The sequence below is a fragment of the Bacillus cytotoxicus NVH 391-98 genome (assembly GCF_000017425.1).
GTDB classification, from domain to species: domain Bacteria; phylum Bacillota; class Bacilli; order Bacillales; family Bacillaceae_G; genus Bacillus_A; species Bacillus_A cytotoxicus.
The window spans coordinates 3,723,237-3,740,855 of sequence record NC_009674.1 but is presented as its reverse complement, the minus strand read 5'-3'; the positions used below and the strand labels follow the sequence as shown (position 1 = coordinate 3,740,855).

At 36.9% G+C, this 17,619-nt stretch carries 16 protein-coding genes, 1 other RNA gene and 1 pseudogene; 12 read left to right on the top strand and 6 right to left on the bottom strand.

What is annotated here, in order from left to right:
* The first annotated feature begins 18 nt into the window (after positions 1-18).
* The 10 genes from tpiA to ssrA all read left to right on the top strand — a co-directional run bounded on the left by tpiA (position 19) and on the right by ssrA (position 9,840).
* The gene (tpiA, locus tag BCER98_RS18585; RefSeq protein ID WP_012096134.1) at positions 19-774 is read left to right on the top strand and encodes a triose-phosphate isomerase; all 756 of its coding nucleotides are present in this window, start codon (positions 19-21) and stop codon (positions 772-774) included.
* Positions 771-2,300 (top strand): 2,3-bisphosphoglycerate-independent phosphoglycerate mutase, encoded by a 1,530-nt coding sequence (gpmI, locus tag BCER98_RS18580; protein WP_012096133.1) that lies wholly within the window; start codon positions 771-773, stop codon positions 2,298-2,300. Before tpiA ends, gpmI begins: the two co-directional genes overlap by 4 nt.
* A gap of 29 nt (positions 2,301-2,329) precedes the next feature.
* A complete protein-coding gene (gene eno, locus BCER98_RS18575; RefSeq protein WP_012096132.1) occupies positions 2,330-3,622 on the top strand; it encodes a phosphopyruvate hydratase in 1,293 nt (430 codons plus the stop codon).
* 293 nt (positions 3,623-3,915) lie between these two features.
* The gene (locus BCER98_RS18570; RefSeq protein ID WP_012096131.1) at positions 3,916-4,284 is read left to right on the top strand and encodes a CidA/LrgA family holin-like protein; all 369 of its coding nucleotides are present in this window, start codon (positions 3,916-3,918) and stop codon (positions 4,282-4,284) included.
* Complete coding sequence (locus BCER98_RS18565; RefSeq protein WP_012096130.1) at positions 4,281-4,973, top strand: LrgB family protein; 693 nt, start codon at positions 4,281-4,283, stop codon at positions 4,971-4,973. The genes BCER98_RS18570 and BCER98_RS18565 overlap by 4 nt, the downstream gene beginning before the upstream one ends.
* Before the next feature lie 93 nt (positions 4,974-5,066).
* The gene (secG, locus tag BCER98_RS18560; protein WP_012096129.1) at positions 5,067-5,300 is read left to right on the top strand and encodes a preprotein translocase subunit SecG; all 234 of its coding nucleotides are present in this window, start codon (positions 5,067-5,069) and stop codon (positions 5,298-5,300) included.
* 163 nt (positions 5,301-5,463) lie between these two features.
* Positions 5,464-6,204, top strand: a complete 741-nt coding sequence (locus BCER98_RS18555; protein ID WP_041810118.1) for an alpha/beta hydrolase — start codon at positions 5,464-5,466, stop codon at positions 6,202-6,204.
* Between the two features lie 154 nt (positions 6,205-6,358).
* Positions 6,359-8,737, top strand: a complete 2,379-nt coding sequence (gene rnr, locus BCER98_RS18550; RefSeq protein WP_012096127.1) for a ribonuclease R — start codon at positions 6,359-6,361, stop codon at positions 8,735-8,737.
* Positions 8,738-8,887: 150 nt separating this feature from the next.
* Complete coding sequence (gene smpB, locus BCER98_RS18545) at positions 8,888-9,355, top strand: SsrA-binding protein SmpB (protein WP_012096126.1); 468 nt, start codon at positions 8,888-8,890, stop codon at positions 9,353-9,355.
* Between the two features lie 126 nt (positions 9,356-9,481).
* Positions 9,482-9,840, top strand: a transfer-messenger RNA (tmRNA) gene (ssrA, locus tag BCER98_RS21475).
* 376 nt (positions 9,841-10,216) lie between these two features.
* On the opposite strand, the gene BCER98_RS18540 is transcribed toward ssrA, so the two are convergent.
* Complete coding sequence (locus BCER98_RS18540) at positions 10,217-10,663, bottom strand: aminoacyl-tRNA deacylase (RefSeq protein WP_012096125.1); 447 nt, start codon at positions 10,661-10,663, stop codon at positions 10,217-10,219.
* A 531-nt stretch (positions 10,664-11,194) separates the two neighbouring features.
* On the opposite strand from BCER98_RS18540, the gene BCER98_RS18535 reads away from it, so the two are divergent.
* Complete coding sequence (locus BCER98_RS18535) at positions 11,195-11,389, top strand: hypothetical protein (protein WP_012096124.1); 195 nt, start codon at positions 11,195-11,197, stop codon at positions 11,387-11,389.
* A gap of 159 nt (positions 11,390-11,548) precedes the next feature.
* Here BCER98_RS18535 and BCER98_RS22305 read toward each other — a convergent pair.
* The 4 genes and pseudogenes from BCER98_RS22305 to BCER98_RS18520 form a co-directional block, all read right to left on the bottom strand.
* Positions 11,549-11,650 (bottom strand): annotated as a pseudogene (locus tag BCER98_RS22305) (alpha/beta hydrolase); the annotation flags it as partial.
* A 50-nt stretch (positions 11,651-11,700) separates the two neighbouring features.
* Complete coding sequence (locus BCER98_RS18530; protein WP_012096122.1) at positions 11,701-12,654, bottom strand: alpha/beta hydrolase; 954 nt, start codon at positions 12,652-12,654, stop codon at positions 11,701-11,703.
* A gap of 56 nt (positions 12,655-12,710) precedes the next feature.
* Entirely contained in the window at positions 12,711-13,652 is a 942-nt protein-coding gene (locus BCER98_RS18525; protein WP_012096121.1) for an alpha/beta hydrolase, read from the bottom strand.
* A gap of 459 nt (positions 13,653-14,111) precedes the next feature.
* A complete protein-coding gene (locus BCER98_RS18520; RefSeq protein ID WP_012096120.1) occupies positions 14,112-14,696 on the bottom strand; it encodes a TetR/AcrR family transcriptional regulator in 585 nt (194 codons plus the stop codon).
* Positions 14,697-14,856: 160 nt separating this feature from the next.
* Between BCER98_RS18520 and BCER98_RS18515 the strand changes: the two genes are divergently transcribed.
* Positions 14,857-16,092, top strand: coding sequence for a cytochrome P450 (locus BCER98_RS18515; RefSeq protein WP_012096119.1), 1,236 nt, complete (start codon positions 14,857-14,859; stop codon positions 16,090-16,092).
* A gap of 420 nt (positions 16,093-16,512) precedes the next feature.
* On the opposite strand, the gene BCER98_RS18510 is transcribed toward BCER98_RS18515, so the two are convergent.
* Complete coding sequence (locus BCER98_RS18510) at positions 16,513-17,454, bottom strand: alpha/beta hydrolase (protein ID WP_012096118.1); 942 nt, start codon at positions 17,452-17,454, stop codon at positions 16,513-16,515.
* Between the last annotated feature and the right edge of the window lie 165 nt (positions 17,455-17,619).

The following is a 17,619-nucleotide window of genomic DNA, read 5'->3' as shown; positions in this document are numbered from 1 at the left end:
AAAAGGACGGTGCAAAGCATGCGTAAACCAATTATCGCAGGTAACTGGAAAATGAATAAAACTCTATCTGAAGCAGTTAGCTTCGTAGAAGAAGTAAAAGGTCAAATTCCAGCAGCTTCAGCTGTTGATGCAGTTGTTTGCTCTCCAGCTCTATTCTTAGAGCGTTTAGTAGCAGCGACGCAAGGAACTGACTTAAAAGTAGGTGCACAAAACATGCACTTCGAAAAAAATGGTGCATTCACTGGTGAGATTAGCCCAGTAGCACTTAGCGACTTAAAAGTGAGCTACGTAGTACTTGGTCACTCTGAACGTCGTGAAATGTTTGCTGAAACAGATGAAACAGTAAATAAAAAAACACTTGCAGCATTTGAACATGGTTTAACACCAATCGTTTGCTGTGGTGAAACTTTAGAAGAACGTGAAAGCGGAAAAACATTTGATCTAGTAGCAGGCCAAGTGACAAAAGCACTTGCAGGCTTAACAGAAGAACAAGTGAAAGCTACTGTTATCGCATATGAGCCAATTTGGGCAATCGGTACAGGAAAATCTTCTTCTGCAGAAGATGCAAACGAAGTATGTGCACACATCCGTAAAGTTGTTGCAGAAGCTGTTTCTCCAGCAGCTGCAGAAGCTGTTCGTATTCAATACGGCGGTAGCGTAAAACCAGGAAACATTAAAGAATACATGGCACAACCTGACATCGACGGCGCTTTAGTTGGCGGTGCAAGTTTAGAGCCAGCTTCCTTCTTAGGTCTTTTGGAGGCGGTAAAATGAGAAAGCCAACAGCTTTAATCATTCTTGACGGTTTCGGACTGCGTGAAGAAACTTACGGGAATGCTGTAGCACAAGCTAAGAAACCTAATTTTGATAGATACTGGAACAAGTTTCCTCACACAACGCTTACAGCTTGTGGTGAAGCGGTAGGTCTTCCAGAAGGTCAAATGGGTAACTCAGAGGTTGGGCACTTAAATATCGGTGCTGGCCGCATTGTATATCAGAGCTTAACTCGTGTGAACGTTGCGATTCGTGAAGGAGAATTCGATAAGAATGAAACATTCCAAAACGCAATTAAACATGTGAAAGAGAAAGGTACAGCCCTTCATTTATTCGGCTTACTTTCTGATGGTGGGGTGCACAGTCACATTGACCATATGTTTGCTCTTCTTCGCTTAGCAGCAAAAGAAGGCGTGGAAAAAGTATATATTCATGCATTCTTAGATGGTCGCGATGTTGGACCACAAACCGCAAAAGGCTATATCGATGCAACAAATGCAGTAATAAAAGAAACAGGAGTAGGACAATTCGCGACAATTGCTGGTCGTTATTACTCCATGGACCGTGACAAACGTTGGGATCGCGTTGAAAAATGTTACCGTGCTATGGTGTATGGCGAAGGTCCTACTTACAAAAATGCATATGAGTGCGTAGAGGATTCTTATGCAAATGGTATTTATGATGAGTTCGTATTGCCGTCTGTAATTGTGAACGAAGATGAAACGCCAGTTGCAACAATCAATGATGATGATGCAGTCATCTTCTATAATTTCCGTCCAGACCGCGCAATTCAAATTGCACGTGTATTTACAAACGAAGACTTCCGTGAGTTCGATCGTGGTGAAAAAGTACCTCACATTCCAGAATTCGTTTGTATGACACACTTTAGTGAAACTGTAAATGGTTATGTGGCATTCAAACCAGTAAACCTTGATAACACATTAGGTGAAGTTGTGTCGCAAGCGGGATTAAAGCAACTTCGCATCGCGGAAACTGAAAAGTATCCACACGTTACATTCTTCTTTAGCGGTGGTCGTGAGGCTGAATTCCCAGGGGAAGAGCGTATTTTAATTAACTCACCGAAGGTTGCAACATATGATTTGAAACCTGAAATGAGCATTTACGAAGTAACCGACGCTTTAGTAAATGAAATCGAAAATGATAAACATGATGTAATTATTCTTAACTTTGCAAACTGTGATATGGTGGGCCATTCTGGGATGATGGAACCAACAATTAAAGCAGTAGAAGCAACTGACGAATGTTTAGGAAAAGTTGTAGAAGCAATTCTTGCAAAAGATGGTGTAGCAATTATTACAGCTGACCATGGTAATGCAGATGAAGAGTTAACTCCAGATGGAGCTCCAATGACAGCTCATACAACGAACCCGGTTCCTTTCATCGTTACAAAGAAAGATGTAGAATTACGCGAAGGTGGCATTTTAGGAGATATCGCTCCAACAATGCTAACACTTCTAGGTGTTGAACAACCTAAAGAAATGACAGGTAAAACAATTATTAAATAATTTATGTAATTTAAAGGAGAGAAAATAGTATGTCAACAATCATTGATGTTTATGCTCGCGAAGTCCTTGATTCTCGTGGTAACCCAACTGTAGAAGTAGAAGTTTACACAGAAGGCGGCGCATTCGGACGCGCATTAGTACCAAGTGGTGCATCTACTGGTGAATATGAAGCAGTAGAATTACGTGATGGTGACAAATCTCGTTACCTAGGTAAAGGTGTGCTTAACGCAGTTAAAAACGTTAACGAAATTATCGCTCCAGAAATTGTTGGTTTCGATGTAACTGACCAAGCTGGTATCGACCGTGCTATGATCGAATTAGATGGCACTCCAAACAAAGGTAAATTAGGTGCAAACGCGATCCTTGGTGTTTCTATGGCAGTAGCTCACGCAGCAGCTGATTTCGTAGGTCTTCCATTATATCGTTACCTTGGTGGATTCAATGCAAAACAATTACCAACTCCAATGATGAACATCATCAACGGTGGTTCTCACGCTGATAACAACGTGGACTTCCAAGAATTCATGATTCTACCAGTTGGTGCTCCAACATTCAAAGAATCAATCCGTATGGGTGCTGAAGTATTCCATGCATTAAAAGCTGTATTACATGACAAAGGTCTTAACACTGCAGTAGGTGACGAAGGTGGATTCGCTCCAAACCTTGGTTCTAACCGCGAAGCATTAGAAGTAATTATCGAAGCAATCGAAAAAGCGGGTTACAAAGCTGGTGAGGACGTATTCTTAGGAATGGACGTTGCTTCTTCTGAGTTCTACAACAAAGAAACTGGTAAATATGATCTTTCTGGTGAAGGTCGCAGCATGACTTCTGCAGAAATGGTTGATTTCTACGAAGAACTTTGCAAAGACTTCCCAATCATCTCTATCGAAGATGGTTTAGACGAAAACGACTGGGATGGTCACAAATTATTAACTGAGCGTCTTGGCAAAAAAGTTCAATTAGTAGGTGACGACTTATTCGTAACAAATACGAAGAAACTTGCTGAAGGTATCGAAAAAGGTATCTCTAACTCAATCTTAATTAAAGTGAACCAAATCGGTACTTTAACTGAAACTTTCGAAGCAATCGAAATGGCTAAACGTGCTGGTTACACAGCAGTTGTATCTCACCGTTCTGGTGAAACTGAAGATGCTACAATCGCTGACATCGCAGTTGCAACAAACGCTGGTCAAATCAAAACTGGTTCTATGAGCCGTACTGACCGTATTGCTAAGTACAACCAATTATTACGCATCGAAGACGAACTAGGCGAAATCGCTGTTTACGATGGTTTAAAATCTTTCTACAACCTTAAAAAATAATGGTAGAAAGTAAGAGCAGACCGTGAGAAATCACGGTCTGTTTTTTTATGTAAATGAAATGTGAGATAATGTTTTATCGCAATAGCGAATGCTAAAATTCAGAAAATAAAAATAGTTATCTTTAGGTCAATGTTTTTGACGTAAATTTGAATCGAAAATCCAGTCATATCAAGGATGTAAGCGTATAACAAATGTGTTTTTCCTTGTCAAGTCGATAAATTGCAGGTTTTTACAATTTATACTATGATAAGGTTAGAAAAGGAAAGATCGTATAGACATGAGGGATGATGAACATGAAGTTTACAAAAGTTATTGTTCAAATCGTAGCTCTGTATGTGTTTTACATGTTAGGAACATGGATACAAGAAATATTGGAAATTCCAATACCAGGAAGTTTGATTGGGATGTTTTTATTGCTTATTTTACTTGGCTTGAAAGTTCTTCCTGTGAAATGGTTTGATTTAGGAGCCGAAACACTCGTTGCCATTATGCCGTTTTTATTAATTCCACCAACGATTGGTTTAATGAATTACGGTGCTTTTTTTATGAGCAAAGGAATTTCTCTTTTCATTACAGTTGTAGCGAGCACATTTTTAATTATTATTGTCGCAGGACATACAGGACAATATCTTGCGACTAGAAAGGAAAAAGAGACAAGATGAGTAGTATATTAATCGGGATTGGTTGGGTTCTTCTGACAGTGTTCATATATCAATTATCTAAAATGATTTATAAGATATTGCCAACGCCGTTTACGATTCCAATGATTATCGCAACAGTACTCATGATTATTTTATTAATGATGTTGGATGTACCGTATCAACAATACATGCAAAGTGGCGGGGGCTGGATTTCTAAATTACTTGGACCAGGTGTTGTAGCATTTGCAATTCCGCTCTATAAACAGCGCCATGTACTTCGAAAATATGTTGTGCCGATTGCTGGTGGTGTTATTGTGGGAACAACGGTTGCGATTGCAAGTGACTTTATTATTGCGTCGCTGATGGGAACAGATAAAAGTTTAATTTTATCTTCTTTACCAAAATCAGTAACAATGCCAGTTGCTATGAGCGTATCAGAACAAGTTGGTGGTGTGCCATCATTAACAGCAGCGTTCGTTGTTGTTGCTGGAATCAGTGGGACGATTACAGGGCCTTTTTTATTGAAATGGAGCCGTGTGACAAATTCGGTTGGTAAAGGAATTGGATTTGGCTGTGCTTCACATATTATGGGCGTTATGAGAGCGATGAAAAATAATGAGAGTGAAGGTGTTATTGGATCGGTAACAATGACATTAACGGCTATTTTAACGTGCTTACTGGGACCTTTATTTGCAATGATGCTTGTATAATATAGAAAAGCGAGAGCAAGCGAACGGCTCTCGCTTTTCTGTACAATTTATGCTACAGTTAAACTAACTGAATCTTGTAGGAGGTACGCTAAGATGCATACGTTTTTATCAGTTTTACTAATTATTGTATCGATTTTAATGATTGTGATGGTACTTATGCAATCTAGTAATAGTTCAGGCCTTTCAGGTGCAATTTCAGGCGGTGCGGAACAGTTATTCGGCAAGCAAAAGGCACGCGGAATAGAAGCGGTATTAAGCCGTATTACAGTTGTTTTAGCTGTATTATTCTTCGGATTAACAATTGGTGTTACGTACTTTAACTTATAAGAAAAAAGAAGAAGCATTAGCAATGTTGTGCTAGTGGTTCTTCTTTTTTTGTGCTTAATAATGTAAACAAAGTTTCAAATTAGATTATGGAAATAGAACTATGGTAAACTAAGGACAGAAACAATACGACTAGACTACAGAAGAGAAAGAGGAGAAGAAGATGATGAAATTAGCATCTCCGAAACCATTTACATTTGAAGGTGGAGACCGCGCTGTTTTATTATTGCACGGTTTCACGGGAAACTCAGCTGATGTACGTATGTTAGGGCGTTTCTTAGAGAAAAAAGGATACACTTGCCACGCCCCTATTTATAAAGGCCATGGTGTGCCACCAGAACAGCTTGTACATACAGGTCCTGAAGACTGGTGGAAAGATGTAATGAACGCGTATCAGCATTTAAAAGATCAAGGCTATGAGAAGATTGCTGCTGTTGGATTGTCACTTGGTGGTGTATTCTCATTAAAGCTTGCTTATACAGTTCCTATTTTAGGTGTAGTACCAATGTGTGCGCCAATGTATATTAAGAGTGAAGAAACAATGTACCAAGGTATATTGGCATATGCGCGTGAATATAAAAAACGTGAACAGAAGTCGCCAGAGCAAATTGAACAAGAGATGTTCGAATTTAAAAAGACACCAATGAATACATTAAAGGCATTACAAGATTTAATTCGTGACGTACGCAATAATGTAGATATGATTTATGCACCAACATTTGTTGTACAAGCGCGCCATGATGAAATGATTAATACTGACAGCGCAAACATTATTTATAACGGTGTAGAATCTACATTAAAAGAGATCAAATGGTATGAAGACTCTACTCACGTCATTACGCTGGATAAACAACGTGATGAGCTACATGAAGACGTATATAACTTCTTGGAGCAACTAGATTGGTAAGATCTAGTTGCCTCTTTTTTTCATGGGGGCTGTAAGGTAGAAGGAATCGCAAGATAAAGGATGAAAAATGAATGTTTGTAGAAGTTTCACTTTATATATCCCACATCTTTCGGATACACTAGACAATATGAGGGTTTAAAGGAGGTATTTGTGCTTGGAAGATATCATTCAAGAACATATTGATAAGTTGTTATTATTTATGAAAGAAGAAGCGTATAAACCGCTAACGATACAAGAATTAGAGGCTGCCTTTGGAATTGAAGATTCCGCAGGATTTAAAGATTTTGTAAAAGCGCTTGTTATGATGGAAGAAACGGGACTTGTTGTGCGTACGCGCAGTAATCGCTACGGTCTTCCAGAAAAAATGAATTTAGTGCGCGGGAAATTAATTGGACATGCACGTGGCTTTGCATTCGTTGTTCCAGAAGAGAAGAAAACGGGAGACGATGATCTTTTCATTCCGCCGACAGAATTAAACGGTGCACTTCATGGAGACACAGTATTAGCACGAATTAGCTCACAATCTAGCGGGTCACGTCAAGAAGGTACGATTATTCGTATTGTGGAGCGCGGAACGAAAGAATTAGTTGGTACATATACAGAATCAAAAAATTTCGGGTTTGTTATTCCAGACAATAAAAGATGGACAAGCGATATTTTTATCCCGAAAAGCGCCTCTATGGGTGCTGTTGAAGGTCATAAAGTAGTTGTGAAAATTACTAGCTATCCGCAAAATCGTTTAAGTGCAGAGGGCGAAGTCATTCAAATTTTAGGACATAAAAATGATCCAGGAGTAGATATTTTATCGGTTATTCATAAACATCATTTGCCTTTAGCGTTTCCAGAAGAAGTAATGGAGCACGCGAACAGTGTACCAGAAACAATTTCAGAAGAAGATTTAAAGGATCGCCGTGATTTGCGTGACCAAATGATTGTGACAATCGATGGTGCAGATGCGAAAGATTTAGATGATGCAGTTACAGTCACGAAGCTTGAGAACGGTAATTATAAGCTAGGTGTTCATATTGCAGATGTGAGTCACTATGTTCATGAAGGCTCTCCAATTGATGTAGAAGCAGCAGAGAGGGCGACAAGTGTCTATCTTGTAGATCGTGTAATTCCAATGATTCCGCATCGTTTATCAAATGGAATTTGCTCATTAAATCCAAAAGTAGATCGTTTAACATTATCTTGTGAAATGGAAATTAACCATTTAGGCGATGTTGTAAAACATGAAATTTTCCAAAGTGTAATCAAGACGACAGAACGCATGACATATGCTGATGTAAGAAGCATTTTGGAAGATGAAGATGAAGAATTAATGGAACGTTATAAGCCACTTGTTCCAATGTTTAAAGAGATGGCAGAATTAGCGCAAATTTTACGTGAAAAACGTATGAGACGCGGCGCTATTGACTTTGATTTCAAAGAAGCGAAAGTATTAGTTGATGAAGAAGGAAAGCCGACAGATGTTGTGCTGCGCGATCGCTCAATATCTGAAAAGCTCATTGAAGAATTTATGCTTGTTGCAAACGAAACAGTGGCAGAGCATTTTCACTGGATGAATGTACCGTTTATGTACCGTATTCATGAAGAGCCGAAAGAAGATAAATTAGAACGTTTCTTCGAGTTCGTTACAAACTTCGGATACGCGGTAAAAGGACGTGCCAATGAGGTGCATCCTCGTGCTTTACAGCAAATTCTGGAAATGGTGCAAGGTCAGCCAGAAGAACCAGTTATTTCAACAGTTATGCTTCGCTCGATGAAGCAAGCTCGTTATGATGCTGAAAGCTTAGGACATTTCGGTCTATCAACAGAATTCTATACACATTTCACCTCGCCAATTCGTCGTTATCCAGATACGATTGTTCACAGGCTGATTCGTGAATATATCATTAATGGCAATATAGACAATGAAACACAAGCAAAGTGGCATGAGAAGTTACCAGATATCGCAGAGCATTCGTCCAATATGGAACGCCGCGCTGTTGAAGCGGAACGCGAAACAGATGAACTGAAAAAGGCAGAGTATATGCTTGATAAGATTGGTGAAGAGTATGATGGTATGATTAGCTCTGTAACGAACTTTGGTTTATTTGTAGAGCTTCCAAACACAATTGAAGGTCTCGTTCATGTTAGTTATTTAACAGATGATTACTACCGTTATGATGAACAGCACTTTGCGATGATTGGTGAGCGCACAGGTAACGTCTTCCGCATCGGTGATGAAATTACAATTCGCGTGATTAATGTCAATAAAGATGAGCGCGCAATTGATTTTGAAATCGTCGGTATGAAAGGCACGCCAAGACGTAAACTCAAAGACCGTCCAATTGTCATTGAACAACCAAAAGGTGGCAGAAAGAAACGTAGTGGCCGTGGTAGTGACGAGCGCGGAAAAGATCGCAAACATGAGCGCGGCAGCCGCGGAAAAGGCAGAGCGGATCACTCTGGAAAAAAAGGTGGCAAAAAGAAAAAGCCATTCTTTGAGAACGTTCCAGGATTCAAGAAGAAAAAGAAAAAGCGTAAGTAAGGGATGGCTTCGCTTTTAATAAAGCGGAGCCATTTTTATTTTTTTTATAATCTAGCTCCAGTGGCTTTGCTTCTTCTCACATTCCGAGCGAGCCACTTCCACTTTTTCATGACTTTTGTTAAAATGGTACAGATAGAGGAGGGACGTAAAATGCCAAAAGGTAGCGGTAAAGTTATTGCACAAAATAAAAAAGCATTTCATGATTATTTCATCGACGAAACATACGAAGCGGGGCTTGTCCTTCAAGGAACGGAAATTAAGGCCATTCGTGCTGGACGCGTTAACTTAAAAGATGCTTTTGCTCGCGTACATAATGGTGAAGTTTGGGTACATAATATGCACATTAGTCCATATGAACAAGGGAATCGCTTCAATCATGATCCGCTTCGCACAAGAAAATTACTTCTTCACAAGAAAGAAATTCAGAAACTAGTTGGCTATACAAAAGAGACAGGTTATACACTTGTTCCGCTAAAAATTTACTTAAAAAATGGATTTGCAAAAATGGCACTTGGCTTAGCTCGCGGTAAGAAACAATATGATAAGCGTCATGACTTAAAAGAAAAAGAAGCAAAACGTGAAATTGCACGTGCTTTCCGTGATCGTCAAAAGATGTAATACAGAAATTTACATTTGTAAAATGTCGAACGTATGATATAATAATTCATGTAAGGCCAGTGAACATTGAAAAACAGCTCATTTGTAGCTATCACGCATATACTTCGTATGCTCCATTTCTTATATGGGGACGTTACGGATTCGACAGGGGTAGTTTGAGCTTAAGTTGCGAGTCGAGGGGATCGGCCTCGTTAAAACGTCAAAGCCTATAACTGGCAAACAACAAAACAACTTCGCTTTAGCTGCTTAATACAGCTTAGCGGTTCCTCCCTCCATCGTCCATGTGGTAGGGTAAGGGACTCACTCTAAGTGGACTACGCCGGAGCTCACCGTCTGAGGGCAAAGGAAGAGAACAATCAGACTAGCGACTTGGAAGCCTGTCGATAGGCCGAAAAGTTTGCGAAATGCTAATATATCGACTATGCTCGTAGAAGCTTAAGTGCCAATACTTTTGGACGTGGGTTCGACTCCCACCGTCTCCACCAATACATATTTGGTGGTTTTTTTATTTTATGTGATTTGAACCATAACTTTGCCATTTTGGCAAGGTTATGGTTCAAAAGATTGAATACATCTAATTATATAGGATTGGTTATAGGAAGAGCACTACATACCCAACAAGCTAAGAAATTCATTTTTCCCCATGAGTTATGTAAAATGACAATAAAGTTATTTAATTTAAAAGCTCAAACAAGTATAACCCCGTTCTAAATTTAGGACGGGGTTAAAAATATAGTTGTTTAATCTTGATGTAAGATACTTCACTACACTAAAAAATATAACAATAAAGTCGTTTGAAAATTTAGGTTTTATTCAAAAAATGGCACCCGTTTGTTAAACAAGAAAATGTAGTATTCCCTATTAATCGAATGTTGCGATCACTTGATTTAATTTATTTAAGGCTTGTGGTTCAAGTTTTAAAGTAAATGTTGATTGACCAGTACCTCCGTAAATATAATCATAATGGAAAAGTCGTTTGTCTATCACACAAGGTAAATCAAGACCTACCATACGAACACTTCCTACCTGAAAGCCTGTAACTTTTTGAACTTCCTCTGGAGATGCTAATTTCACTTTACTACAACCTAAAATATCAGCTATTTTCTCAAAATTAATTTTACTACGGCTTCCAGATACAATTAGCCCAAAGAAGCCTTTATCGGTTTTTAGTATCATCGTTGGAGCTGTTTGCCCAACTTCAATCCCAAAATACTCTGAGCCATCTTGTCTTGAGTGTATCGGTTTTTCGTGTTGAATTATTGCATATGTATAGTTGCTTTTCTCTAAAATTTCTTGTAATTCCTCCATAAGAAACACCTCCAACATTAATTTTAACATAGAAAATTGCGGGAATATTTAAAAGACGAACTATTAAATTAAATGGCCCAATTATTGAATAGAATAACTCCCATTTTTTAAACAACTTTATTATTTTTTAAAAGACTTTATTGTAAATTAAGCAACTTTTTTGTCACTTGACAAGTTAAAGATCTATAGAAAGATAAATATGAGAACTAAGCTTATTTAGGATAGGAAATTATAATTTCACAGTGTCAATAAGAAAAACTACAGCAATTGCTGTGGTTTTTCTTATCAACAGCGACCAAGAATGTGTTGTAAATGCTCATAGCATTATACATTGGGTTTCAAAAAAGGTGTTAGAATGGTAACTTTTGAATAGATGTTTTACTTTGAGATTTATTATGTAGAACATAAATGAATTAAACAAAAAGCCTAATAATTACTAGGCTTTTCAATTTATAAACTTACCAAACAGTATGAAGAAGCAATAAAAGGGAAACCTAATCAATAATTAATGATGATTTAAGGAGGGACAAAATGGAGCATAAAACAAAGATAACAATTGGAGATTATGTTCAATTTTCATATCGTAAAAATCCTAATTTACAATTAACGGGATATGTAGTGAGTGTTCTACAGAATACAATTGTTGTAGATGATGTTAGGCAAGTAGTAAAACATGGTTGTTATAATAAAGTGATTCATAAGCTAATAAAAAATAATGTTTCATAAAAAGTGCTCCTTGATTTAGCTAGGAGCACTTTTTATGATGAATTACTAATGCTTTTGTTTTGGGACAAGGTTATGTTTTTTTCTTATGGTGTAGCTTTAGAATAAAGTTTGATTAAAAAATATTCTTCAATTCTTATTTAACAGTAAATACAAAAACTCCATTTTCCAACCAACTTCATTTGATGTTGGATTCCCAATACAAGCTTCTGTAATTTCATTCGCAGAAGGTGTATTATTGCGATCATCAATCATTGAATAGAGTAGCTTTGGGAAATAAATAGTAGTAAATCAATCTTTTATTACACTTACCTTTACATTTCTGTTTTTTGTAATGCTCGCTTTAATGCACTGATATATTCTTTCTCAGCTCTTTGGCTAATTTCAGCATTAGGCACTATTAATTCGAATCCGTGGTAGCCGCCAGGATAAACATGGAATTCTGTTGGTACTCCTGCCTGAAGTAGTCTATTCGCGTATTCAATTGTTTCGTCACGGAATGGGTCCAATTCACCAACACATGTATAAGTTGGTGGAAGTCCTGTAAGGTCAGTTGCACGAGCTGGTGCAGCGTATGGGGATACCTCTTCACCGTAAGCTGAGCCTAAATACATTTTCCAGCCAGAAATATTAGCTTCTCTGTTCCATACTTTTGGATCCGTTATCTCAAAAGTAGAAGGTGTAATATTACGATCATCAATCATTGGGCATAGCGGCATTTGGAATATGATTGAAGGTCCCTTCCTATCTCTTGCTAAAAGAGCAAGGGCTGCTGTAAGTCCACCCCCTGCACTCATTCCGGCAATTGCAATTCGAGAAGAATCGATCCCGATATCTTCTGCATTACCAGAAACCCACTGTAAAGCTGCATAGCAGTCTTCAAGTGGTGCAGGGAATGGATTTTCCGGTGCTAATCGATAATCAACTGAAACCACTACACAGTTGGCTTCCAATACAAATTTTTCACAAAGTTTATCATCCATTTCGGGTAATCCCACTGTATATCCACCACCGTGAATCCAGAGAACACCAGGTAAATCTTTTGTACTTTTAGTTGGTTCATAAATACGAACTCTAACTTCTGGTGCTCCTTCAGGGCCAGGTATGAATCGATTGGATACGGTAATTTTATTATTCGACGTTAAATCAGTTGCAGCAAAAGTTTCATTAGCCCACGTTCTATATTGTTGGAAATTTTCTGGACTATTATCTATTGCTGGTAATACAGAAAACATTTCTTTTAATTCTGGATGTACTCTATTTTTCATAAAAGCCTCTCCTTTATTTTGAAAAATTTTATATAGAAAGGAATTCTCTAATTCAGTTATTTTTTTGCCAAACCAGTCTTAACTGCTCGTACATAATCATTCCAAGCGTGAATAGTTATATCAGCATCTGAAGGTAACATTTCAAACCCATGATAAGCTCCAGGGTATAAATGGAATTCAACATCAACACCAGCTTCTGCAAGTTTCGTTACATAGGTTAATGTTTCACTACGGAATGGATCTAATTGACCAACACATGTGTAGGTGCGTGGTAAATTACGATAATCTTCTGCTCGAGCAGCGGCTGCATAAGCAGGAATATGATCCGTTCCATATAATTCTCCTAAATACATTTTCCATCCAGCTTCATTTGTCTTTTGATTCCAAGTAAATCCTTCTTTAATTTCATTCGCAGAAGGCGTATTATTACGATCATCAATCATTGGATAAAGCGGCATTTGGAAACAAATAGAAGGATATTGTCGATCACGAGCTAATAACGTTAATGCTGCTGTTAGTCCGCCACCAGCGCTCGCTCCTGCAACCCCAATTCGATTTGAATCAATGTTTAAAGCCTCTGCGTTATCAGCCATCCATTTTAGTGCTGCATAACAATCTTCAATTGGAGCTGGATAAGGATGTTCAGGAGCTAAACGGTAGTCTACAGAAACGACCATACAGTTGGCCTCTTTTGCAAATCTCACACAAAGGATATCATTCTCATCTGCAGACCCTAAGATATAACCGCCACCATGTATCCATAACAGGGCAGGTAAGGATTGATCATTTGATTTTGGACGATAAATTTTTAATCGCAATGGATTCGCATCAGGCCCCTCAATGATTTCCTCTGTTATCGAAAGTGATTCATCACCAATAATATCTGGTAAGATTAGTGCGGCTTGTTCTCTCATTGCTGGCAAGTTCTCTGGACGTAACTCAAAATCTGGAATCATTTCTAACGCTGGTAATAACTTTGGATGTACTCGATTCTTCATTTTAAAAACTCCTTTTTTATTTTTTATGAGAGGTGGAATATTATTTTTAAACTAGCTATGTTTAGTAATTTATCATAGGCATTAGGGGAAAACGATAATCAAAAATGTGTATATGTTTCAAAATGAGACAAAAATCTCAAATTGGTTCATTTCTCAATAAACTTCTAACGATATGTAGAAAATATAAACAGTACCAAAATCAGTAATCAAATTTATTCATGACTGGTGTCTTTATACACGTATTTTATCCCGTATTGCCTTCTTCGAGATTAGGAATCAAGGGACTGGAAATGGATTGATGTGGGATTTATATGTTGTATTATAAAAAAGAAAAAGCACCAGCCTTCTTTCTTATAGTAGAAAGAAGGTTGGTGCTTTTTCTTTTAGTTTAGCTGCTTTGATACCAAACAGACTTAAATATAAGAAATAGGGCAAGAAAGCATAGAGCTTGAATGAAATTTATGGTTTTAAAGACTTCAATGCTAATTTCATATAAGTATCCATTCTCTGCTCTAAAGAGTATGCTCCCTCTAAAATACACCAATCTAATATAAGCCCTCTAGCAAAAGTAAAAAGATACGTTGTTATTTCTTCTACACTCATATCATTTGTTAATTCTTTTTCGAGTTGTCCTTTATAAACGAAACCTTTTAGAGTTTTGTAAATTAATGAAGGCTCATATATAAACGATCTTTTGTTTAAATCATTAAGAAGATTTATATGTAACTCTAATTTAGTTGTATATTCAGCTATGCATTGGAAGAAATTTAAAATAGTCGTTTGCACTGTTGTATGTTGATCGATATTTTCTAATTCAACGTGTAGGTTTTCGTCAATTTGTTGAAATATTTTTTTGTAAATATCCTCTTTGGAAGAGAAATAATGATAAAAAGTTCCTACTGAGACATTTGCTCTTTTACAAATATCTTCAATTGTTATATTCTCAAATTTTTTTTCTTTCGTTAAATTCAAAAATACCTGAGATATATTGCTCTGTGTTAGTAGAGCTTGTTGTTTTCTTTTGGTCAGATTTTTTTTACACAAAGTTTATTCCTCCTTGATTATATATTAACTGATATCTTAGAAATGAAAAAGTGGGTTGAAAACATGGTTGATTGTTATATAATTTTAATTATACCGAATAACATTCGGTGAATTAAATTCTATGTAATGAAACTGATTTTTTGAGGGGAGATTTTCATATATGAAAAAAACTTATGAATCAATTGTTATGATTCCTACAAATAAGCTAATAGAAAAAAAGGCCTTAGAAAATCCATATGAACCATTTGCATGGTATAAAGAAATGCGGGAAAAAGAACCTATTTGTTTTAATCCTCAGGCTGATATGTGGAATGTTTTTTTGTATGATGATGTAAAAATAGTTTTAGAGGATAAAGAACATTTTTCTAAAATTATGCCCGAGAAGAAAACTCTTCCATTTTCTAAAAGTATCCTTGGGATGAATCCGCCAAAGCATACGCAAATTCGGTCTATTGTAAATCGGTCTTTCACTCCTAAAGTATTAGAGGCATGGGAGCCGAGAATCCAGAAAGTCACAGAAGATATTCTTATTCAATTATCCAATCGTGAAACTTTTGATATTGTACAGGAGTTGTTTTATCCTTTACCAGTTATAGTAACTGCTGAAATGTTAGGGGTTTCCGCTAATGATATGGAAAGGTTTAAGAAATGGTCTGATAGTATTTTAAGTTCACCGAATCATGATGATCAGGATTATTTAACAGAATTTTTTCATATGCGTTTACAAGCAGAAAATGAATTAGGGGAATTTTTTGAAGAAATCCTACAAATCAAGCGAGGAAATTCAAAAGAAAATTCCAATGATATTATCTCTTTGTTAGTTCAAAATGAAGCAGACAATAAAATTTCAGGCGAGGAAATAGTACCTTTTTGTAAACTACTATTAGTAGCGGGAAATGAAACAACAACGAATTTACTTGGAAACGCGCTATATTGTTTAATAGAACATCCAAATGTTTATGAGCAATTACAACAGGATCTATCTCTTATTCCAAAAGTAATTGAGGAAGTATTACGTTATCGTTCACCAGCTCAAAGAATTGTACGTAGAGTAAAAAAAGGAATGCAATTAAATGGCCAAACTTTAAAAGTAAATCAAATCGTCTCAGCTTGGATTGGATCAGCTAATCGTGACTCTCAGTATTTCAATGATGCTGATAGTTTCAACATACATCGTCCGCGAAACCCTCATCTTGGGTTTGGTTATGGAATCAACTTTTGCTTAGGTACTCGACTAGCTAGGTTAGTAGCTACAATTGTATTGACAGAAATAATAAAAAAATATAAATCATTTTCGTTTATTGACCATAATCTTCCCATTCCTATCTCAAATAGTCGTTCTTTATATGGATTAAAAACTTTTCCAGTAAAAAGTGAAATTATCCATATAGAATAAATATTTCGGCCCTAGTGCACCTACCTGCACTAGGGCCGATTATATATAAATAAGACTCATCAAGCTAAGCTTTTAAAGTATCGTCTCTTTTTTTATGGCGTAACTTTCTTCAAAGTTTCTTGTCTTTTTTACAAATATGAAGACTTTAATTCAAATTTACATTTTAAAACGTAAATTTATTCTTATATAGTTACCTGGGTTATTTTTGAAAACTTTTTCTTTTTAGATTGATGGTGATGTGGTGCTACCCTGTTGCTATCAACTTAAGAAAGGCAAATATCTCATAAAAACATTAAAAGGATTGCCCCCTGTACAATACAGAGTTCAATCCTTATTAGCTGCTTAAATATGTGTCCAACTTTTTGGATCCAATTCATTTGCGGGTGGTTCTTTTGTAAAGGGATTAAGTCGCTAACTTAGCTACTTTTTTGCCAAACCAGTCTTAACTGCTCGTACATAATCATTCAAAGCGTGAATAGATATATCAGCATCTGGGTGGAACATTTCGAACCCATGATAAGCTCCAGGATATAGATGAAATTCAACATCAACACCAGCTTCTGCAAGTTTTGTTACGTAGGTTAATGTTTCACTACGGAATGGATCTAATTGACCAACACATGTGTAGGTACGTGGCAGATTACGATAATCTTCTGCTCGAGCAGCGGCTGCATAGGCAGGAATATGATCCGTTCCATGTAATTTTCCTAAATACATTTTCCAGCCAGCTTCATTTGACTTTTGATTCCAAACAAACCCTTCTGTAATTTCATTTGTAGAAGGTGTATTATTACGATCATCAATCATTGGATAAAGTGGCATTTGGAAACAAATAGAAGGGTATTGTCGATCACGAGCTAATAATGTTAATGCTGCTGTAAGTCCGCCCCCAGCGCTTACTCCTGCAACACCAATTCGATTTGAATCAACGTTTAATGCTTCTGCATTATCAGCAATCCATTTTAATGCTGCATAACAATCTTCAATTGGAGCTGGATAAGGATGTTCAGGAGCTAAACGGTAGTCTACAGAAACGACCACACAACCAACTTCTTTTGCAAATTTTACACAAAGATCTTCATTATCATTTATAGAGCCTAGGATATAACCACCACCATGTATCCATAACAGGGAAGGTAAGGCTTCATTATTTGATTTTGGACGATAAATTTTTATTCGTACTGGATTCGCATCAGGTCCTTCAATGAATTCCTCTGTTAACGAAAGAGATTCATCAACAACGGTAGCTGGGAAGACTTGTGCAGCTTCTTCTCTCATTGCTTGCAAACACTCTGGGCGTAAATCTTGATCTGGATACATTTCTAACCCTGGTAATAACTCTGGATGTACTCGATTCTTCATTTTAAAAACTCCTTTTTAATTTTTTATGATATGAAAGGTGAAATATTATTTTTAGAAATTTAATTGTAAGCTAGCTATGTTTAGCAATTTATCATAGGTATTAATGGAAAGCGACAAACAAAAATGCGTATATGTATCAAAATGCGACATATATCTCAAAGTGGT

Coding starts and splice junctions, on each gene's coding strand:
- tpiA (WP_012096134.1), top strand. CDS start 19: ATGCGTAAACCAATTATCGCAGGTAACTGGAAAATGAATAAAACTCTA.
- gpmI (WP_012096133.1), top strand. CDS start 771: ATGAGAAAGCCAACAGCTTTAATCATTCTTGACGGTTTCGGACTGCGT.
- eno (WP_012096132.1), top strand. CDS start 2,330: ATGTCAACAATCATTGATGTTTATGCTCGCGAAGTCCTTGATTCTCGT.
- BCER98_RS18570 (WP_012096131.1), top strand. CDS start 3,916: ATGAAGTTTACAAAAGTTATTGTTCAAATCGTAGCTCTGTATGTGTTT.
- BCER98_RS18565 (WP_012096130.1), top strand. CDS start 4,281: ATGAGTAGTATATTAATCGGGATTGGTTGGGTTCTTCTGACAGTGTTC.
- secG (WP_012096129.1), top strand. CDS start 5,067: ATGCATACGTTTTTATCAGTTTTACTAATTATTGTATCGATTTTAATG.
- BCER98_RS18555 (WP_041810118.1), top strand. CDS start 5,464: ATGAAATTAGCATCTCCGAAACCATTTACATTTGAAGGTGGAGACCGC.
- smpB (WP_012096126.1), top strand. CDS start 8,888: ATGCCAAAAGGTAGCGGTAAAGTTATTGCACAAAATAAAAAAGCATTT.
- BCER98_RS18540 (WP_012096125.1), bottom strand. CDS start 10,663: ATGGAGGAATTACAAGAAATTTTAGAGAAAAGCAACTATACATATGCA.
- BCER98_RS18535 (WP_012096124.1), top strand. CDS start 11,195: ATGGAGCATAAAACAAAGATAACAATTGGAGATTATGTTCAATTTTCA.
- BCER98_RS18530 (WP_012096122.1), bottom strand. CDS start 12,654: ATGAAAAATAGAGTACATCCAGAATTAAAAGAAATGTTTTCTGTATTA.
- BCER98_RS18525 (WP_012096121.1), bottom strand. CDS start 13,652: ATGAAGAATCGAGTACATCCAAAGTTATTACCAGCGTTAGAAATGATT.
- BCER98_RS18515 (WP_012096119.1), top strand. CDS start 14,857: ATGAAAAAAACTTATGAATCAATTGTTATGATTCCTACAAATAAGCTA.
- BCER98_RS18510 (WP_012096118.1), bottom strand. CDS start 17,454: ATGAAGAATCGAGTACATCCAGAGTTATTACCAGGGTTAGAAATGTAT.